Below are 16,626 nucleotides of genomic sequence, written 5' to 3' on the forward strand. Positions count from 1 at the left end.
ACATGCTCGGTCGCCTGCGCCAGATGCTGATCAAGGAGTTCCTGCACGTCATCCGTGACAAGAGGGCGAGATTCTTCCTGTTCGCCCCACCGGTCATCCAGACGCTGGTCTTCGGCTACGCCGCCACGCTGGAGATCAAGCACGTCCCGATCGCCGTCGTGGACTACGACAACAGCCAGGTGAGCCGGGACCTCATCTCCCGCTTCCAGGCGAGCCGCTACTTCCAGGTGCGCCGTGTCGCCGACCGCCGGGAGATCCCGGACCTGATCGACCGGAGCGAGGTCACCATGGCGCTGCAGATCAATTCGGGGTTCGCGCGCGATCTGCGCAAGGGGGAGACCGCGCACCTTCAGGTGATAGTCGACGCCAGCAACTCCAACACGGCGCTGGTGGGGCTTGGTTACCTGAACCAGGTGGCACAAGGGTTCGCCCGGCAGTACCGGCTCGATGCGCTGAACCGCCAGGCTCCCGCCGTCGCCGCCACGCTCCCCGAGATCGTCGTCGAGCGCCGCCCCTGGTACAACCCCGACATGAGCAGCCAGTGGTTCTTCGTGCCGGGGGTGATCGGCAACCTGGTCCTGGTGATCGTGGTCACCCTGACCGCCTTCGCGGTGGTGCGGGAGCGCGAGATCGGCACCCTGGAACAGATCATGGTGACGCCGATACGGCGCACCGAATTCATCCTGGGCAAGACCATCCCCTTCTTCCTGATCGGGCTCCTGGACACGGCGCTGATCAGCCTGGCGGGGACGCTCTGGTTCCGCGTGCCGCTCACCGGCAGTTTCCTGGTGCTGGCCGCCGGGACCGTCTGCTTCATCCTGTGCATGCTCGGCGTCGGGCTCTTCATCTCCACCGTCTCGGCGACCCAGCAGCAGGCCATGGTGACCAGCTTCTTCTTCATCATGCCCGCCGTCATCTTCTCCGGCTTCGGATCCCCCATCTCCAGCATGCCGGAAATCCTGCAGTGGCTCACCTACCTGAACCCGCTGCGCTACCAGGAGGTGGTGCTGCGAAGCGTCTACCTGAAAGGGGTCGGCTTCGATGTGCTCTGGCCCCAGATGGCCGCCATGGCGCTCATCGCCGCGGTCATGCTCACCGTGAGCGTGCTTCGCTTCCGCAAGTCGCTGGAATAGCCGCACCGGTTCTGCCGCTGCCACCCCATACTTCCTTTAATTCAAATAATGTGATACAACACCCCTCCGGGATACCTGCCCCTCAAGCTGCGGTACGCCGCGGCCACCATACCGGAGGTTTTCATGAACAAGGAAAAGCAACAGGAACTGATCAGCAGGCGCGACTTGCTGAAAGGCTCGCTCTGCCTGGGCGTCTGCCTCGCAGCGGGAAACATCTCCGGCGAGGCCGGGGCGGCCGCCGACGCCAAGACCGCGGCAGGACGCCCGGAAGCGGCCAGGAAACATTTCCTGAAATCGACGAACTGCTCCCAGGCTATCCTGGAGAATTACGCTCCCGCTTACGGCATCTCTCCCGAAGCGGCCGGCAGGCTCGCCACCGGATTCGCCGGAGGGATGACCACCGGCCACGAGTGCGGCGCGGTCACCGCGGCCTACATGGTGCTTGGCCTCGCTTACGGCCCCAAGGAAAGGAAGGTGTTCCCGAAGGTCGAGGCATTCAACAAGGAGTTCAAGGCGCGCCACGGAGAACTGGGGTGTTCGCAGCTCCTCGGCATCGACATGTCGACCAGGAAAGGGATGAAAGAGGCCGACAGCAAGGGGCTCTTCAAGACCCGCTGCCCCCATTTAGTGAAAAGCGCCGGGGAGATCCTCGAGGAAATGATCTAGCGTGCCGCCCGCGCCGGTCTTATTCCGGTGCGGGCTCGATCTCCCCATCCCGCCTCCCCGCACCTCCCTCCGGTGCCGCTCCCGCGGCTCCACACCGGGTGCCGTCGCTTGAAACTGTGGTCAATAATCCACCGTTTGACTCCACGACGATCATTTTCCACCTTTAATCCGTCAAAGCCGATCTAAACCGTTGACGTAGCGCATGACCGGTGTATAAAATGCCGCACCGAAATCGGTCCTACAGCGCGCAGGACGGTGACCGACGTCACCTTCGGCCACGCCCCTCAACCGCGGGAGCACGACGACGATGACGCAACCGAGCTACCACTCCAAAACCCGGGCCGAGTACCTGATCGCCACCGGGCGCGTCATCCTCTCCGCTTTCTTCCTGTTCGCGGTCTGGCTCGACCCTTCCGAGCCGACCCGCTACGCGGCAACAGCCTATGGCATCCTCTCCGGCTACCTCGGCTACTCACTCGCCATTGGCGCTCTCACGTGGCGTCAGGCCTTTGGCTGGAGCAGGCTGCACCTGATCACGCACAGCATCGACCTCCTGGTCTTTGCCTGCCTCATGTTCCTCACCACCGGGCCCAACAGTCCCTTCTTCGTCTACTTCATCTTCATCCTGGTCTGCGCCACCTTCCGCTGGCAGTGGCGCGGCACCCTCTGGACCGCAGTGGCGGCGATGTCCATCACCTTGCTGCTCGCGTGGTACCCTTCCAACCTGCTGTTGGAGCACAGTTTCGAGCTCAACCGCTTCATCATCCGCATCGCCTATCTCGCGGTAGTAGCGGGGCTTCTGGGCTACCTCGGCGCCTACGAGGAGTCGATGCGGGAGATCCTGGCCATGCTGTCCCAGTGGCCCAGGGAAACGCTCCCGCAGGAACCGGGGGCGGACGGCCAGGGGATGCTGGGTCACGCCGCGGCCATCCTGAAAGTGCCACGCGTGGTGCTTTTGTGGGAGGAGGAAGAGGAACCGTGGCTGCACCTGCTGTGCTGGACGGCCGAAGGGTGCCGCTACGAGTGGAAGGAGCCCGGCATCTTCGGCGACCTCGTCGCCGGGGGACTGGAACGGGCGAGTTTCTTCTGCCGTGAGGCCGGCTCCGACCGGGCGCTGGTGGTGTGCAACACCGCCGGCGGTTTGCAACAGCGCCGCTGCGCACCGCTGCACCCCGAGTTCGTACGCTACTTCAACGTCTCCTCCGCCTGCATCTCGCCGCTGGGAGGGGAGAAAGTCTCCGGGTACCTGTTCGCCCTGGACCGGAGCCACCTCACCCCGGACGACCTGGTCCTGGGAGGGATCGTGGCACGCGAGATCGCCGCCCGCCTCGATCACGCGCTGCTCTTGAAACAGCTCCAGCAGGGGGCCGCTGCAGACGAGCGTCTCCGGCTTGCCCACGACCTGCACGACGGCCTGCTCCAGGCCCTGGCGGGCGCCGGGCTGCAACTGGCGGCGGCGAGCCGCCAGATCGCGACGGACCCGGCCGCGGCCCGGGAGAACATCCTGCAGGTCCAGCAACTGCTCGCCTCCGAGCAGCGGGACCTGAGGACCCAGATCAACGACATGAAGCCGCTCTTCTCGCGGCGCAAGACCGAGGAGTTCGGTCTCCCCAAGCGGTTGGAGGAACTGGCCGGGCGCATCAAGCGCCAATGGGAGGTCGCCTGCTCCGTCACCTGCCACACCCCCGCACCGCGGCTGCAGCGCAGCATGGCGCGCGAGATCTATTTCGTCGTTCACGAGGCGCTGATCAACGCGGTGCGCCACGCGGAGGCGACGACGCTGCGCGCCGAGATCCATTTCGACACCCAGTGGGCGCGGATAACGGTGACCGACGACGGGCGCGGCTTCGGCTTCCAGGGATGCTTCGACCAGGACCAGCTAAGCGACCTGAAGCGCGGCCCGGTGACGCTCAGGGAGCGCATCGACGCGCTCAACGGGAAACTGGTGATCGATTCCAGCGAGCACGGCGCCCGCCTCGACATCACACTGCCCCTCATGGAACTAGGAGGCTGACATGATTCGACTGGTCATCGCCGACGACCACCCGCTGATCCTTAACGGACTGACCGGACTGTTCAACTTCGAGGAGGATTTCGAGGTGCTGGCCAGTTGCAGCAACGGCGCTGAGGCGCTGGAAGAGATCCGCCGGCAGCGCCCCGACGTGGCGGTGCTCGACATCCGCATGCCGGGGCTGACCGGCATCCAGGTGGCACGCAGGGTGACCGAGGAACGGCTCGGCGCGCGGTTGGTCCTGCTCACCGCGGCCCTGGAGGACGAGGATATGCTGGACGCGGTCATGCTCGGCATCCAGGGGGTGGTCCTGAAGGAGATGGCGCCTCAGTTCCTGGTGCAGTGCATCAGGAAGGTGCACGCCGGCGAACAGTGGCTTGAGCGCCGTTCGGCCAAGCAGGCACTGGAAAAGCTCCTGAAGCGCGAAGCGGGGGGGCGCGAGGTGGCCAACCTCCTCACCCAGCGCGAGGTCGAGCTGGTACGCATGGTGGCAGGCGGGTCGCGCAACAAGGAGATCGCCGACAGGCTCTGCATCAGCGAGGGGACGGTCAAGGTCCACCTGCACAACATCTACCAGAAGGTCAACGTCGACGGCAGGCTCGCACTGTTGCGCTACGCACAGGAAAAAGGATTGGTCTAGCAGCCGCCATCCGCCACAGGCATCCACCTCCCCTCTCCCTCTGGGAGAGGGTCAGGGTGAGGGGAGGTGCCAAAGGCAAGATCCCAGCAGGCGGCGCCCTCACCCGCCCTTCGGGCACCCTCTCCCGGAGGGAGAGGGAACTGACGCAAGATCCCTCCATTCTGTCATTACTCGCCCCGCCGACACGTCAAAATATTCTTGTTTTACTCATAAACACCATTCATTCTGACTTTTTTTCTCACCAGACTCACTTTCCCCTCTTGCAATAAAACATCTTTCTACTAAAATAGCATATACTGCCAGTTCTGGTTCACGCGCCAAAGAGTCCACCGTTTCGCTGTCAGCAAGGGGAGGCCGGGATGAGCACGACGAGAACGGAGCCGTGTAACGAAACACGGGGAGATACCCAGCGCAATGAGGATCTCTCCATCAGCCAGATACTGAAGGAGCGCGGCGTCTCGCGACGCGACTTCCTCAAGTTCTGCTCTACGGTCACGGCGGCCCTGGCGCTGCCACCTTCCTTCGCCCCGTCCGTGGCCCGGGCGCTGGACGAGGTGAAACGTCCCCCCCTGGTCTGGCTCGAATTCCAGGGGTGTACCGGCGACAGCGAGGCGCTCCTGCGCTCGGCCAACCCCACGGTCGCCGAGATCATCCTCGACATCCTGTCGGTCGACTACCACGAGACCATCATGGCCGCCGCCGGGCACCAGGCGGAGGCCGCGCTGGAGAAGACCATCACCGACTACAAGGGGAAGTACTTCGCCGTCATCGAGGGCTCCATCCCGATGAAGGACGGCGGGGTCTACGGCTGCGTGGGGGGGAAGTCGAACCTGGAACGCGCCCGCCAGGTCTGCGGCGGCGCCGCGGCCACCATCGCCATCGGCAACTGCGCCTCGTACGGCGGGATTCCCGCGGCCGCCCCCAACCCGACCGGCGCGGTGGGGGTCAAGGAGGCGGTCCCCGGCGCCACGGTGATCAACCTCCCCGGCTGCCCCTGCAACGCCGACAACCTGACCGCCACCATCGTGCACTACCTGGTCTTCAACAAGATCCCCGCTCTCGACGGCCACGGCCGGCCGCTCTTCGCCTACGGCAAGCGCATCCACGACAACTGCGAACGGCGCCCGCACTTCGACGCCGGACAGTACGTGGAACGCTGGGGGGACGACGGGCACCGCAAGGGGTACTGCCTCTACAAGATGGGGTGCAAGGGCCCCGCGACCTTCCACAACTGTCCCACCCAGCGCTACAACGAGAAGACCGCCTGGCCCATCGGCTCGGGTCACCCCTGCGTCGGCTGCGCCGAGCCCCAGTTCTGGGACGTCATGTCCCCCATGTACAAGAGGCTTCCCAACGTGCCGGGCTTCGGCATCGAGCACACCGCCGACGCCATCGGCCTCGGGCTCGCCGCGGGTGCTGCGGGCGCCTTCGTGGTGCACGGAGCGCTTTCCGCCATGAGAAAGGACAAGGAACCGGGCGAGGACGCCAAGGAGGAGTAAGATGACCAAGATCGTTGTCGACCCGATCACCAGGATCGAAGGGCACCTGCGCGTCGAGGCGGAAGTCTCCGGCGGCAAGATCAGCAATGCCTGGGTCTCGGGCACCATGTTCCGCGGCATAGAGACGATCCTCAAGGGGCGCGACCCGCGCGACGCCTGGTACTGGACCCAGCGCTTCTGCGGCGTCTGCACCACGGTGCACTCCATCGCCTCCATCCGAGCCGTCGAGGACGCGCTGAAGATCCCGGTCCCCCCCAACGCGCAGCTGATCCGCAACATCATCATCGCCATCCAGAACACCCAGGACCACGTGATCCACTTCTACCACCTGCACGCCCTGGACTGGGTGGACATCACCTCGGGGCTGAAGGCCGACCCGGTGAAGACCGCGCAGCTCGCCGCCTCCATCTCGGACTGGCCCAACAACTCGCCGACCTACTTCAAGTCCGTGCAGGACAAGGTGAAGGCATTCGTCGGTTCCGGGCGGCTCGGCCCCTTCGCCAACGCCTACTGGGGGCACCCGGCCTACAAGCTCCCGCCGGAGGCGAACCTGATGGCCACCGCCCACTACCTGGAGGCGCTGGAGTGGCAAAAGGACATCATCAAGATCCACGCCATCCTGGGGAGCAAGAACCCGCACCCGCAGACCTTCCTGGTGGGTGGGATGTCGATCCCCATCGACCCGGACTCGCAAAACGCGCTCAACGCCGACAAGCTGATCGAGATAAAGCGCCTGCTGCACAAGGCCCAGGAATTCGTGGAGAAGGTCTACATCCCGGACCTTTTGGCGGTCGCCTCCTTCTACAAGGATTGGGCGGGGATCGGCGCCGGGGTCGGCAATTACATGTGCTACGCCGAGTTCCCCGACGCCAATGGGAAACCGTGGCTCCCCGGCGGCGCCATCCTGAACCGGGACATCTCCAAGGTGGTGCCGCTGGACCAGAAGAAGATCACCGAGCACGTGGAACATTCCTGGTACCAGGATGCCGGCAGTGACGGCAAGGGACTGCACCCCTGGGAAGGCTCCAGCGAGCCCAACTACACCGGCCCCAAGCCCCCCTACCAGTACCTCGACACGGACAAGAAATACTCCTGGGTCAAGGCGCCGCGCTACGAGGAGAAACCGATGGAGGTTGGGCCGCTCTCCCGCGTGCTGGTCGCCTACGTCTCGGGGCACAAGGAGACCAAGACGGCGGTGGACCTGGTGCTGAAGAAACTGGGTGTCGGCCCGGAGGCGCTCTTCTCCACCCTCGGTCGGACCGGCGCCCGCGGCATCGACTGCCTGGTCATCGCGCAGCAGGCCCCCAAGTGGCTGGACGAGCTGATCGGCAACATCGCCAAGGGAGACCTGAGGATCCATTCCAACGAGCTGTGGGACCCGGCGACCTGGCCGGCCGAGGCGCACGGCTACGGCTGGCACGAGGCGCCGCGCGGAGGGTTGGGGCACTGGATCAAGATCAAGGACCAGAAGATCCTCAACTACCAGGCGGTGGTCCCCTCCACCTGGAACGCCTCGCCCCGCGACGGCAAGGGGCAGGCGGGGCCCTACGAGGCGGCCCTTCTGGGAACGCCGGTGGCGGACCCGGAAAAGCCGCTCGAGATCCTGCGTACCATCCACTCCTTCGACCCCTGCCTGGCCTGCGCCGTGCACGTCCTCGACGCCACCGGCAGGGAGATGGTCAGGGTGAAGGCATCCTAGAGGAGGTGGGCCATGTCGGATCGTTGCAAGTTCAAGCAGTACGTCTGGGAACTGCCGCTGCGCTGGTTCCACTGGATCAACGTGCTCGCCATCGTGCTCCTGTCGGGGACTGGGTTCCTGATCGGGCACCCGGTGACCCTCGGGGCGAGCGCAAGCGACTACGCCATGGGGTGGATCCGCCTAATCCATTTCGTGGCGGCCTACGCCTTCACCGTGAGCGTCGCCTCGCGCGTGGTCTGGTCCTTCATCGGCAACGAGCACGCCAGCTGGCGCGCCTTCTTCCCGATGTTCAGCGCCACGGGGAGAGAAAAGCTCCGGCACATGATACGCTACTACACGCTGCAGACGCACCAGGTGCCGGAAACGGTGGGGCACAACCCGCTGGCGACCACCGCCTATTTCGCGCTCTTCCTGGTCTACCTGGGCATGATCCTTACCGGCTTCGCCATGTACGCCACCCACGCCCCGGGGGGCGTGATGTTCACGGCGCTTGGCTTCATGTACTCCCACTTCAGCCTGCAGGGGATGCGCCTGGCCCACCATTTCGGGATGTGGCTCATCTTCGGCTTCGTCATCAACCACATCTACAGCGCATGGCTGATGGACATCAAGGAGCACGGCGGAGAAATCTCCAGTATGTTCAGCGGGTACAAGTTCACCGTTAAAAAGGGAGAATAACCTCCTGGATTCCCTCTCCAGAACCCCGGACTCCAAAATCCCCTCACCCTAGCCCTCTCCCAGGGGGAGAGGGGATTGTAAGAGTTGGGGGGGGCGGAAGATCGCGCAAGCTCTCTCCCGGGAGGAGAGGGGATTATAAAAGAGTCAGGGGGCGGAAGATCACACAGGCGCTCTCCCGGGGGGAGAGGGGATTGTAAGAGTCGGGGGGCGGAGAGCATACCTAATTAAAGGAGAACGAACACGTGGCGGCAAATTCCGTGAAAAACGCACCGAAGGTACTGGTGCTTGGCGTAGGAAACCTGGTGATGGGCGACGACGGCGTCGGCATCCGGGTCGTGCAGCAGCTGCAGCGGGAGTTCCTGTTCCCAAAGAGCGTGGAGATCGTTGACGGCGGCACGCTGGGGCTCGACCTCCTCCCGGTGCTGGAAGGGAGGAGCCACCTGATCATGGTGGACGCGGTGGAAACGGGGAAGGAGCCCGGAACCTGCGTGCGGCTTTCCGGCGAGGAGCTCCCGATCGCCCTGGAGACCAAGGTCTCGCCGCACCAGATGGGGCTCAAGGACCTCCTCTCGGTGGCGCGGCTCATGGGGCAGGCCCCGGGCAAGATGGTGCTGATCGGCGTTCAGCCCGGGAGCATCGAGATGGGGACCGAACTCACCCACGAGGTGTCGCTGCAGGTGGAAACCATGAAGGGGGCGGTACTGAAGGAACTTTCCGCCTTCGGCGTCCAGTGCCGCCCCGTCTCCCGCTCCTTCAGCGAATGCAGGGACTAGCCGCCATGCCCCTGCGCCCCACAACTTCTCCATCAGCTCCTCCCCCCGGAAGGGGAAGGTCGGGAGGGGGGGCTCATGGGAGGCAAGGACATCGCCCGGTGCCGCTGCCGCCACCGTTACCGGGCCGCCACATCGCCGCCTGCCTCGCCGCCTGCCTCGGCATGGCCGCGCTCCTTGGCGGCTGCACCGAGTCTCAGAAAACCGGCTCCCCGCCTGTGGCCAGCGAGCGCGGAGCGCAGCTGTTCAAGGTGCGCTGCGCCCCCTGCCACCCCGACGGCGGCAACGTCATCAATCCCAGGAAGACCCTGCACGGCGGCGTGCTCGCCGACAACGGCATCGCCTCGCCCTCCGGCATCATGAACAGGATGCGCAACCCGGGCCCCGGGATGACACGCTTCGACCAGGGGACCATCCCGGACTCCGACGCCCGCCTCATCGCCGAGTACATCCTCGCCACCTACCGCTGAGCTGTGCGGCACCAGGCCGCCCCGCCATAACGTCCTCGATGGTATGATCTTGCACCACTCTCCTCTCCCTCCGGACCTTCCCCCGCCATCTCCCACAGCGTCTCGTTCCTGGACATGCTGGTCTGGGCCGGGGTCGCCCTCCTGGTCCAGCTGCTCGCGTTCCTGGCGCTGCGCCTGGTCTTCGCCGACTTGAGCCGTTCCATCGCCGGCGACGCGCTTGGGCCCGCGGTTTTGCGGGGAACCCTCTCCCTTGCCGCCGGCATCCTGAACGCCGCCTGCCTCACCTACTAGGACTCCCCTGAGGCGCCAGCCGCTCCATTCCGGCTGTCCCCCCACTTCCGGCTGAGTCCCACTTCCGGCGGCAACCGCCCCTCCCCCCGGAGGGGGGAGGCTGGGAGGGGGAGGAAGGTGGTGCCGCATCACGTGGCAGGTGCCCCTTTTTACAGCAGACCCCGCTCTTCTCCCCCCTTAGCCCCTTTTCCACCCCCACTGTCACCACGGTTCACCGGAGATTGCGGGAGAACGGCCCGTCGCCCCCCTTCCCTTTGCAGGAGGGACAAGGGAGCAACAAAAAACGGTGTCATTTCTGCTTCTTGCGGCTTACCTACCCCACCCCCTCCCGTCAAGAGAGGGGGGCGTCCCGAGGCCGACGTTCTCCCGGAACTTTTCTTTGGACCTTCGTCAGCTGACAACTAAGCCATCCCGACCGATGTGGCACGCGTCATGTAATCGAGGCAACGACGGCAAAGCACGCCGGTTCCCCCCATACATTCCGCAATAAAAGGAGCGCGCCATGAAGAAAGTTCTGATCCGGGCAGCATCGTCCCTCTTCGCCCTGCTTTTGCTGGCAGCACCGGCTCTCGCCGGTGAAATCTCCATCTCGGCCGCCGCGAGCCTCAAGGAAGCCCTCAACGAACTCGCCGACGGCTTTTCACGCCAGCACCCCGGAGTCAGGATCGTCACGAACTACGGCGCATCCGGCACTCTCGCCAAGCAGATCGAGAGCGGCGCCCCCGCGGACATTTTCATCTCCGCCAACGAGGTGTGGATGACCTACTTGAAGCAGAGAAAACTCATCTCCTCCGTCGACACCCTGGCCTGCAACACCCTCGTCTTCGCCGGGAGCACCGGCAAGAAGGTCACCGGCATGAGCGACCTCGCCCTCCTGGACAGAATCGCACTGGGGAGCCCCGGCAGCGTCCCCGCCGGCGAGTACGCCGCCGGGGCCATCCGGCAGGCCGGTCTTGAAAAACGGCTGAGCGGTAAACTCATCTTCGCCAAGGATGTCAGGCAGAGCATGATGTACGCGGAGCGCGGCGACGTGGACGGCGCTTTCGTCTACCGTACCGATGCCCTGCTCGGGAAACGGGCCCGCATCCTCTTCACCGTGCCGCGGCAGCTCTACCCGCGCATCACCTATCCCATGGCACTCACCCCGTCCGGGGCGGGAAAGAGCGAGGCAACCGCTTTTTTCAGTTACCTCAAAGAGGCTCAAGCTGTGTCGGTTCTGAAAAAGTACGGATTCACATTCTGACGACCAGCATGACTGTATCTGACACATCGTTACACTGACACCCCTTTATCTTGGTCACTATAAACCCCTTTTTTATCGAATAAAAACCGAGTTCCACGCAGCACAAAGAAAAATATTTGAGAGAAACAAATTATCTGCTAATAATGTTTTCCGACTCAACCAACTCATGCGACTGATCTAGACCCGAGCCAGGTTCAGCAGAGGTTCAGGATGCCAACAAAAGACAGCCACACTTTCCACCCCCCCCTTCCCCCGGACAGGAACACCGCCGGCTCCGGCGGCAACGCCCCCGTCCTGGAACAGATGCTGGCGGACCATTACTTGAAAATCCTGGCCGAGGCCCCGGTGCTCATATGGCGCGCCAACACGAGCGCCGAGTGCGACTGGTTCAACGACTCCTGGCTGTCGTTCACAGGCCGGACCATGGAGCAGGAATACGGCAACGGGTGGGCCGAGGGAGTGCACACGGAGGACCTGCAGCGCTGCGTCGATATCTGGCTGGGAGCCTTCAAGAAACGGGAAAGCTTCGAGATGGAGTACCGTCTGCGCCGTCACGACGGGGAGTTCCGCTGGATCATGGATATCGGGCGCCCCTTCAAGGCCGTCGACGGCTCCTTCGCCGGCTACATCGGCTACTGCTTCGACATCACCGACCGCAAGGAGGCGGAGATGGCGCTGGTATTAGCCAGGGAGAGCGCCGAGGCGGCCAACCGGGCCAAGAGCGACTTCCTCGCCAACATGAGCCACGAGATCCGCACCCCGATGAACAGCATCATGGGGATGTCGCAACTGCTCGCCTTCACCGAACTCACCCCCGAGCAAAAGGAGTACGTCGAAGGGATCATGGGCTCCTCCGAAGGGCTTCTGGCCATCATCAACGACATCCTCGACCTCTCGAAGGTGGAGGCGGGCAAGATAGACCTGGAACTGCACAATTTCAGCATCAGGCGCAGCATCAACGACGTCATCAAGTCCCAGATGAGCTCCGTCCTGGGCAAAGGGCTGTTCCTGCGGCCGGAAGTGGCCGAGGATGTGCCCGACACCCTGGTTGGGGACCAGTTGAGGCTGAAGCAGGTGCTCTTCAACATCGTGGGCAACGCCGTCAAGTTCACCAACGAGGGGGGCGTCACCGTATCGGTCTCACTCCAGGAAGAGCGCGGGGATGTCGCGGTCCTGAAGATCAGCGTCACCGACAGCGGCATCGGCATCACTCCCGACGCCATCGAGCGCATCTTCTCCCCTTTCGGCCAGGAGGACAGCTCCACCACCCGCAAGTACGGCGGCACCGGGCTCGGGCTTTCCATCAGCAGCAAGCTGATCGAGCTCATGGGGGGGCGGATCTGGGCCGAGAGCCTCAAGAACGCGGGGAGCAGCTTCCACCTCTTGATCCCGTTCCGACGCTCCGACGAGCGGCCGGACCTGCTCGCACCGGCAAGAAGCGGCATGACACCGCTTTGGGAGGGAGAGAAGCTGCACATCCTGCTCGCGGACGACCAGGAGACCAGCCGCAATATCATGTCGCGTCTTTTGGAGCGCTTCGGACATACGCTGGAGACCGCGGCCGATGGCGAGGAGGTGCTGCGGAAATGGCGCGAGCAGCGGTTCGACGTCATCCTCATGGACGTGGAGATGCCCACCATGAACGGCAACGAGGCGATGCGCCAGATAAGGGAGATGGAAGCGCCCTCCGGTAACCGGACCGCCGTCATCGCCCTCACCGCCCACGCGCTGAAGGACCAGCAGGAGATGTTCCTGAAACTGGGGTATGACGGCTACGTGGCGAAGCCGGTGGAGATCGCATCTTTGCTGCAGGAATTGAAGCGCTGCCTGCAGCTCCCTGCGGTCCACCTGGAAGCCCCGCCCGATGCCACAGCATCCACGGCCGTGTCTATTGACATAGCGAAACTCACCGACATACTTAGCTCGGTGGTTCCACTGTTAAAGCAGAGAAACATGGGGGTGCTGGACACGGTTAACGACCTTCCCCACGCCGGTCCACAACTCCCCCTGCTGTCTCAGTTGAACCTGCAAATCAGGCAGTTTGATTGCGCCGGAGCCTTGCAGACAGTGCAAAGGTTGTGCGAGGAGTTGAACATCCAGATCGACCAGCGCCTGTAAGCAGACTTCGGATCGTATTGAGGGCCCGGTGGCAAAAAAAACCCTTCTTGTCGTTGACGACACCATCGACAATCTCATAGTCCTCTACAAGGTGCTTCGGGCCGAGTACGACGTCATCGGCGCCAGCAATGGCAAGGAAGCGCTGCGACTTGTCGAGGCCACCCCTCCGGACCTCATCCTGCTGGACATCATGATGCCGGAAATGGACGGCTACGAGGTCTGCCGCCTGCTGAAGCTGGACCCGCGGCTCCGTGACATACCGGTCATCTTCATCTCGGCGCTGAACGAGGAGGTCGACGAGACCCGCGGCTTCGAGATGGGCGCGGTGGACTTCATCACCAAGCCGGTCAAACCGGCGATTCTGTGTCGCCGCGTGGCGGTGCACCTGGAACTGCGCTCCCAGAAGGAGGAGCTGCGGCGCCAGAACCAGGAGCTGCAGGAGGTCCTTTCCCAGGTGAAGGAGCTCTCCGGGCTCCTCCCCATCTGCATGACCTGCAAGAAGATCCGGGACGACCAGGGGTACTGGAACCAGTTGGAAACCTACATTTCCGAGCACTCGGACGTCCTCTTCAGCCACAGTTACTGCCCCGACTGCGCCGGGATCGCCTTGGAGGAGTTTCTCAAGTAGGGGGTACGCTCCTTTCTCAGAAGCCCCCTTACGAAGTTTCCCATACAGCCCTACATTTTCCCTCATTGACACCCATTGGCATACGCTATTAAGTAAAGGGGCGGGGCTTGTAGCAGCTCCAGTACCAGCTACTTCAATGACATTGCGGATACCGGGAACACTGATGAAATACCCCATCGCCGAACTTCTCGACATCCCGAAACTGCAAACGATCCTCGACAGCCTCTACGAGGTGTCAGGGATCCCGTCCGCCATCATCGACCTGGAGGGGAAGATCCTGACCGGCTCCGGATGGCAGGACATCTGCACCAGGTTCCACCGCGGCAACCCCGCCACCGAGAAATTCTGCATCGAAAGCGACCAGAAAATCACCAGCGGACTGCAGGACCAGCAGCGCCACGTCCAGATCACCTGCCCCATGGGGCTCACCGACACCGCCACTCCGCTCATCATCGAGGGGGAGCATCTCGCCAACATCTTCACGGGCCAGCTCTTCCTGCAACCTCCCGACCGGGGCCGTTTCCAGCTCCAGGCGCAACAGTACGGCTTCGAGGAGGCGTCCTACCTGCTGGCCATGGACCGCGTCCCGGTCATCAGTCAGGACAAGCTGGACCAGAACCTCTCCTTCATCGCCAACCTGACCGAGCTTCTCGCCCTGCAGGGACTGACGCAGTTGCGAAGTTTGGAGGTCCAGGAGTGCCTGCGCGAGAGCGAGGAGCGCGTGCAGCAGATCATCACCTCGGCACAGGAAGGGATCATCGTCTACGACTGCGGACTGCGCTTCCAGGTCTGGAACCGTTACATGGAGCAGCTGTCCGGCCATAGCGCCGGGGACGTCATCGGCAAGCTTCCCCAGGAGGTCTTTCCTATGCTCGAGCATTCGGGGGTAGTCGAGAGGCTGCGGCGCGTTCTTGCCGGCGACGGCGTCACCTCCGACGAGGTCGAATTGAGGCTCCCGGGCAGCGGCCGCACCATCTGGCATTCGGACACCCTGGCCCCGCTAAAAAATGCCAGCGGCGAGATCGTCGGCGTCATCGCCACCGTGCGCGACATCACCGAGCGCAAGCAGACCGAGGAGCAGCTGCGGCAGGCGCTGAAGATGGAATCGGTGGGGAGGCTCGCGGGAGGGGTGGCCCACGACTTCAACAACATGCTCACCGTAATCATGGGGCAGGCGCAACTGGCCCAGATGAAGATCGCCCCCGGTCACCCGCTGTGGCAGCCGCTGGAACAGATCGGGACCGCGGCGCAGCGCTCGAGCCAGATCACCCGCCAGTTGCTCGCCTTCTCCCGCAAGGAGATCATCGAACCGCGTCCGGTGGATCTGAACCAGCTGATCACCGAGGCGCAGAAGACGCTGCTGAGGCTGATCGAGGAGAACATCACGCTGCACTGCCTGCCGGGGGCCGACCTCTGGCCGGTCAAGATGGACCCCTCACAGGTCGACCAGGTGCTGGTCAACCTCGCCGTAAACGCCCGCGACGCCATGCCCAACGGGGGCGTCCTCTCCATACACACCGACAACGTCCACCTGAGCCAGAAGAGCTGCCAGTACCTGCACGACGCGGTGCCGGGCGATTACGTGCAGCTTGTCGTGAGCGACACCGGGGTGGGGATGGAGGCGGAGGTGCTCGAACACCTCTTCGAACCGTTCTACACGACCAAGGGGGTGGGCAAGGGGACAGGCCTGGGGCTTGCCACCGTGTACGGCATCGTCCGGCAAAACGGCGGCTTCATCAACGTCTACTCCGAGGTCGGGCACGGTACCTCCTTCAAGATCTTCCTCCCGCGCACCAGCGGGGATGCCCCGGCCGGGACTCAGCGCAGGTGCGCCGACGTCCGGATCGGCTCAGGCACCGTGCTGCTGGTCGAGGACAACGACATGGTGCGCAGGGTTACCAGGTCGTACCTCGAGGAGTTGGGATACCACGTGATCGTTGCCGACACCCCCAGGGGGGGGATAGATATCTGCAACGACCGGCAGAACAAGATCGACCTGGTGCTGACCGACGTCATCATGCCCGGCATGAGCGGCAACGAGATGGTGCACGAGATCAAAGCGCACTTTCCCGAGGTGAAAGTGCTGTTCATGTCCGGCTACACGGCCGACCTGGTGGCGAGAAGCGGCGTGGTCGAAGAGGGAATGCACTTCATCCAGAAACCGTTCGACATCAGCACCCTTTCCGTCAAAATCGAGGACACCTTCCTTTGCGACGACTGACCGGCTCCCGCGACGTTTTCCCAACCGGCTGGAGGTAGCTTGAACCGGCCGGTTTTTTTTGTTGACATTAGTTGGCCGTCAAACTAAATTCCGCTGTCATGGAAACCAGAAACATCGCCACCATCATCAGCGAGACGCGCGCGGGGATCAACCGGTACCTGCTCCAGGAGCTCAAGCGGCTGGGGATCGACGGGCTCGCCCCTTCGCACGGCGCCATCCTGTACCATCTCTTCAACAACGAAGAGGTCACCATGAAGGACCTGGCCAAGGCGGTGCGCCGGGACAAGTCGACGGTGACGGCGCTGGTAGGGAAGCTGGTTGCCAACGGCTACGTGGACAAGGTGAGCAGCACCGTCGACCAAAGGACCGTGTACGTCAGGCTTTCGCAGCGGGGGCAGGCGCTGCGCCCCGTATTCGAGGAGGTGTCGCGCAACCTTATCGATCAGATGTGGCGCGGCGTCGACGGCGCCGAGCAGCGCGAGCTGGTGCGCCTTTTGAAGAAGATCCGCGCCAACCTGCCCTAGGCCTTCGTCCCTTCCGTCCTGCATCTCTTTCATCC

At 63.6% G+C, this 16,626-nt stretch carries 15 protein-coding genes; all 15 read left to right on the forward strand.

Translation table 11 applies throughout. The annotated features are described in order from the left end of the window. Positions 1-2 precede the first annotated feature (2 nt). Complete coding sequence (locus tag KP001_RS14480) at positions 3-1,133, forward strand: ABC transporter permease (RefSeq protein WP_217286313.1); 1,131 nt, start codon at positions 3-5, stop codon at positions 1,131-1,133. Between the two features lie 123 nt (positions 1,134-1,256). Further along, positions 1,257-1,799 carry a C-GCAxxG-C-C family protein gene (locus tag KP001_RS14485; protein WP_217286314.1) on the forward strand — a complete coding sequence of 181 codons (543 nt, stop codon included), beginning with the start codon at positions 1,257-1,259 and terminating at the stop codon, positions 1,797-1,799. Positions 1,800-2,106: 307 nt separating this feature from the next. Continuing rightward, positions 2,107-3,813, forward strand: coding sequence for a sensor histidine kinase (locus KP001_RS14490; protein WP_217286315.1), 1,707 nt, complete (start codon positions 2,107-2,109; stop codon positions 3,811-3,813). Position 3,814: 1 nt separating this feature from the next. Beyond that, positions 3,815-4,450 carry a response regulator gene (locus KP001_RS14495; protein ID WP_217286316.1) on the forward strand — a complete coding sequence of 212 codons (636 nt, stop codon included), beginning with the start codon at positions 3,815-3,817 and terminating at the stop codon, positions 4,448-4,450. Between the two features lie 359 nt (positions 4,451-4,809). Then, complete coding sequence (locus KP001_RS14500; protein ID WP_217286317.1) at positions 4,810-5,949, forward strand: hydrogenase small subunit; 1,140 nt, start codon at positions 4,810-4,812, stop codon at positions 5,947-5,949. A gap of 1 nt (position 5,950) precedes the next feature. Continuing rightward, positions 5,951-7,648: a nickel-dependent hydrogenase large subunit gene (locus KP001_RS14505; protein ID WP_217286318.1), complete on the forward strand. Its 1,698-nt coding sequence runs from the start codon at positions 5,951-5,953 to the stop codon at positions 7,646-7,648. 12 nt (positions 7,649-7,660) lie between these two features. Further along, complete coding sequence (cybH, locus tag KP001_RS14510) at positions 7,661-8,326, forward strand: Ni/Fe-hydrogenase, b-type cytochrome subunit (RefSeq protein WP_217286319.1); 666 nt, start codon at positions 7,661-7,663, stop codon at positions 8,324-8,326. 242 nt (positions 8,327-8,568) lie between these two features. Next, entirely contained in the window at positions 8,569-9,099 is a 531-nt protein-coding gene (locus KP001_RS14515) for a HyaD/HybD family hydrogenase maturation endopeptidase (RefSeq protein WP_275423316.1), read from the forward strand. A gap of 98 nt (positions 9,100-9,197) precedes the next feature. Continuing rightward, on the forward strand, positions 9,198-9,566 hold the full coding sequence (locus KP001_RS14520) for a c-type cytochrome (RefSeq protein WP_217286320.1): 369 nt from the start codon (positions 9,198-9,200) through the stop codon (positions 9,564-9,566). An 87-nt stretch (positions 9,567-9,653) separates the two neighbouring features. Next, entirely contained in the window at positions 9,654-9,857 is a 204-nt protein-coding gene (locus KP001_RS14525) for a DUF350 domain-containing protein (RefSeq protein ID WP_437178174.1), read from the forward strand. 502 nt (positions 9,858-10,359) lie between these two features. Then, complete coding sequence (gene modA / locus KP001_RS14530) at positions 10,360-11,100, forward strand: molybdate ABC transporter substrate-binding protein (protein ID WP_217286322.1); 741 nt, start codon at positions 10,360-10,362, stop codon at positions 11,098-11,100. 210 nt (positions 11,101-11,310) lie between these two features. Further along, positions 11,311-13,218, forward strand: a complete 1,908-nt coding sequence (locus KP001_RS14535) for a PAS domain-containing hybrid sensor histidine kinase/response regulator (protein WP_217286323.1) — start codon at positions 11,311-11,313, stop codon at positions 13,216-13,218. A gap of 28 nt (positions 13,219-13,246) precedes the next feature. Then, on the forward strand, positions 13,247-13,846 hold the full coding sequence (locus tag KP001_RS14540) for a response regulator (RefSeq protein ID WP_217286324.1): 600 nt from the start codon (positions 13,247-13,249) through the stop codon (positions 13,844-13,846). A gap of 163 nt (positions 13,847-14,009) precedes the next feature. After that, positions 14,010-16,067: a PocR ligand-binding domain-containing protein gene (locus tag KP001_RS14545; protein ID WP_217286325.1), complete on the forward strand. Its 2,058-nt coding sequence runs from the start codon at positions 14,010-14,012 to the stop codon at positions 16,065-16,067. A gap of 98 nt (positions 16,068-16,165) precedes the next feature. Then, positions 16,166-16,591, forward strand: coding sequence for a MarR family winged helix-turn-helix transcriptional regulator (locus KP001_RS14550; protein ID WP_217286326.1), 426 nt, complete (start codon positions 16,166-16,168; stop codon positions 16,589-16,591). Positions 16,592-16,626: the final 35 nt, after the last annotated feature.

This window comes from Geomonas subterranea (genome assembly GCF_019063845.1).
GTDB classification, from domain to species: Bacteria; Desulfobacterota; Desulfuromonadia; order Geobacterales; family Geobacteraceae; genus Geomonas; species Geomonas subterranea.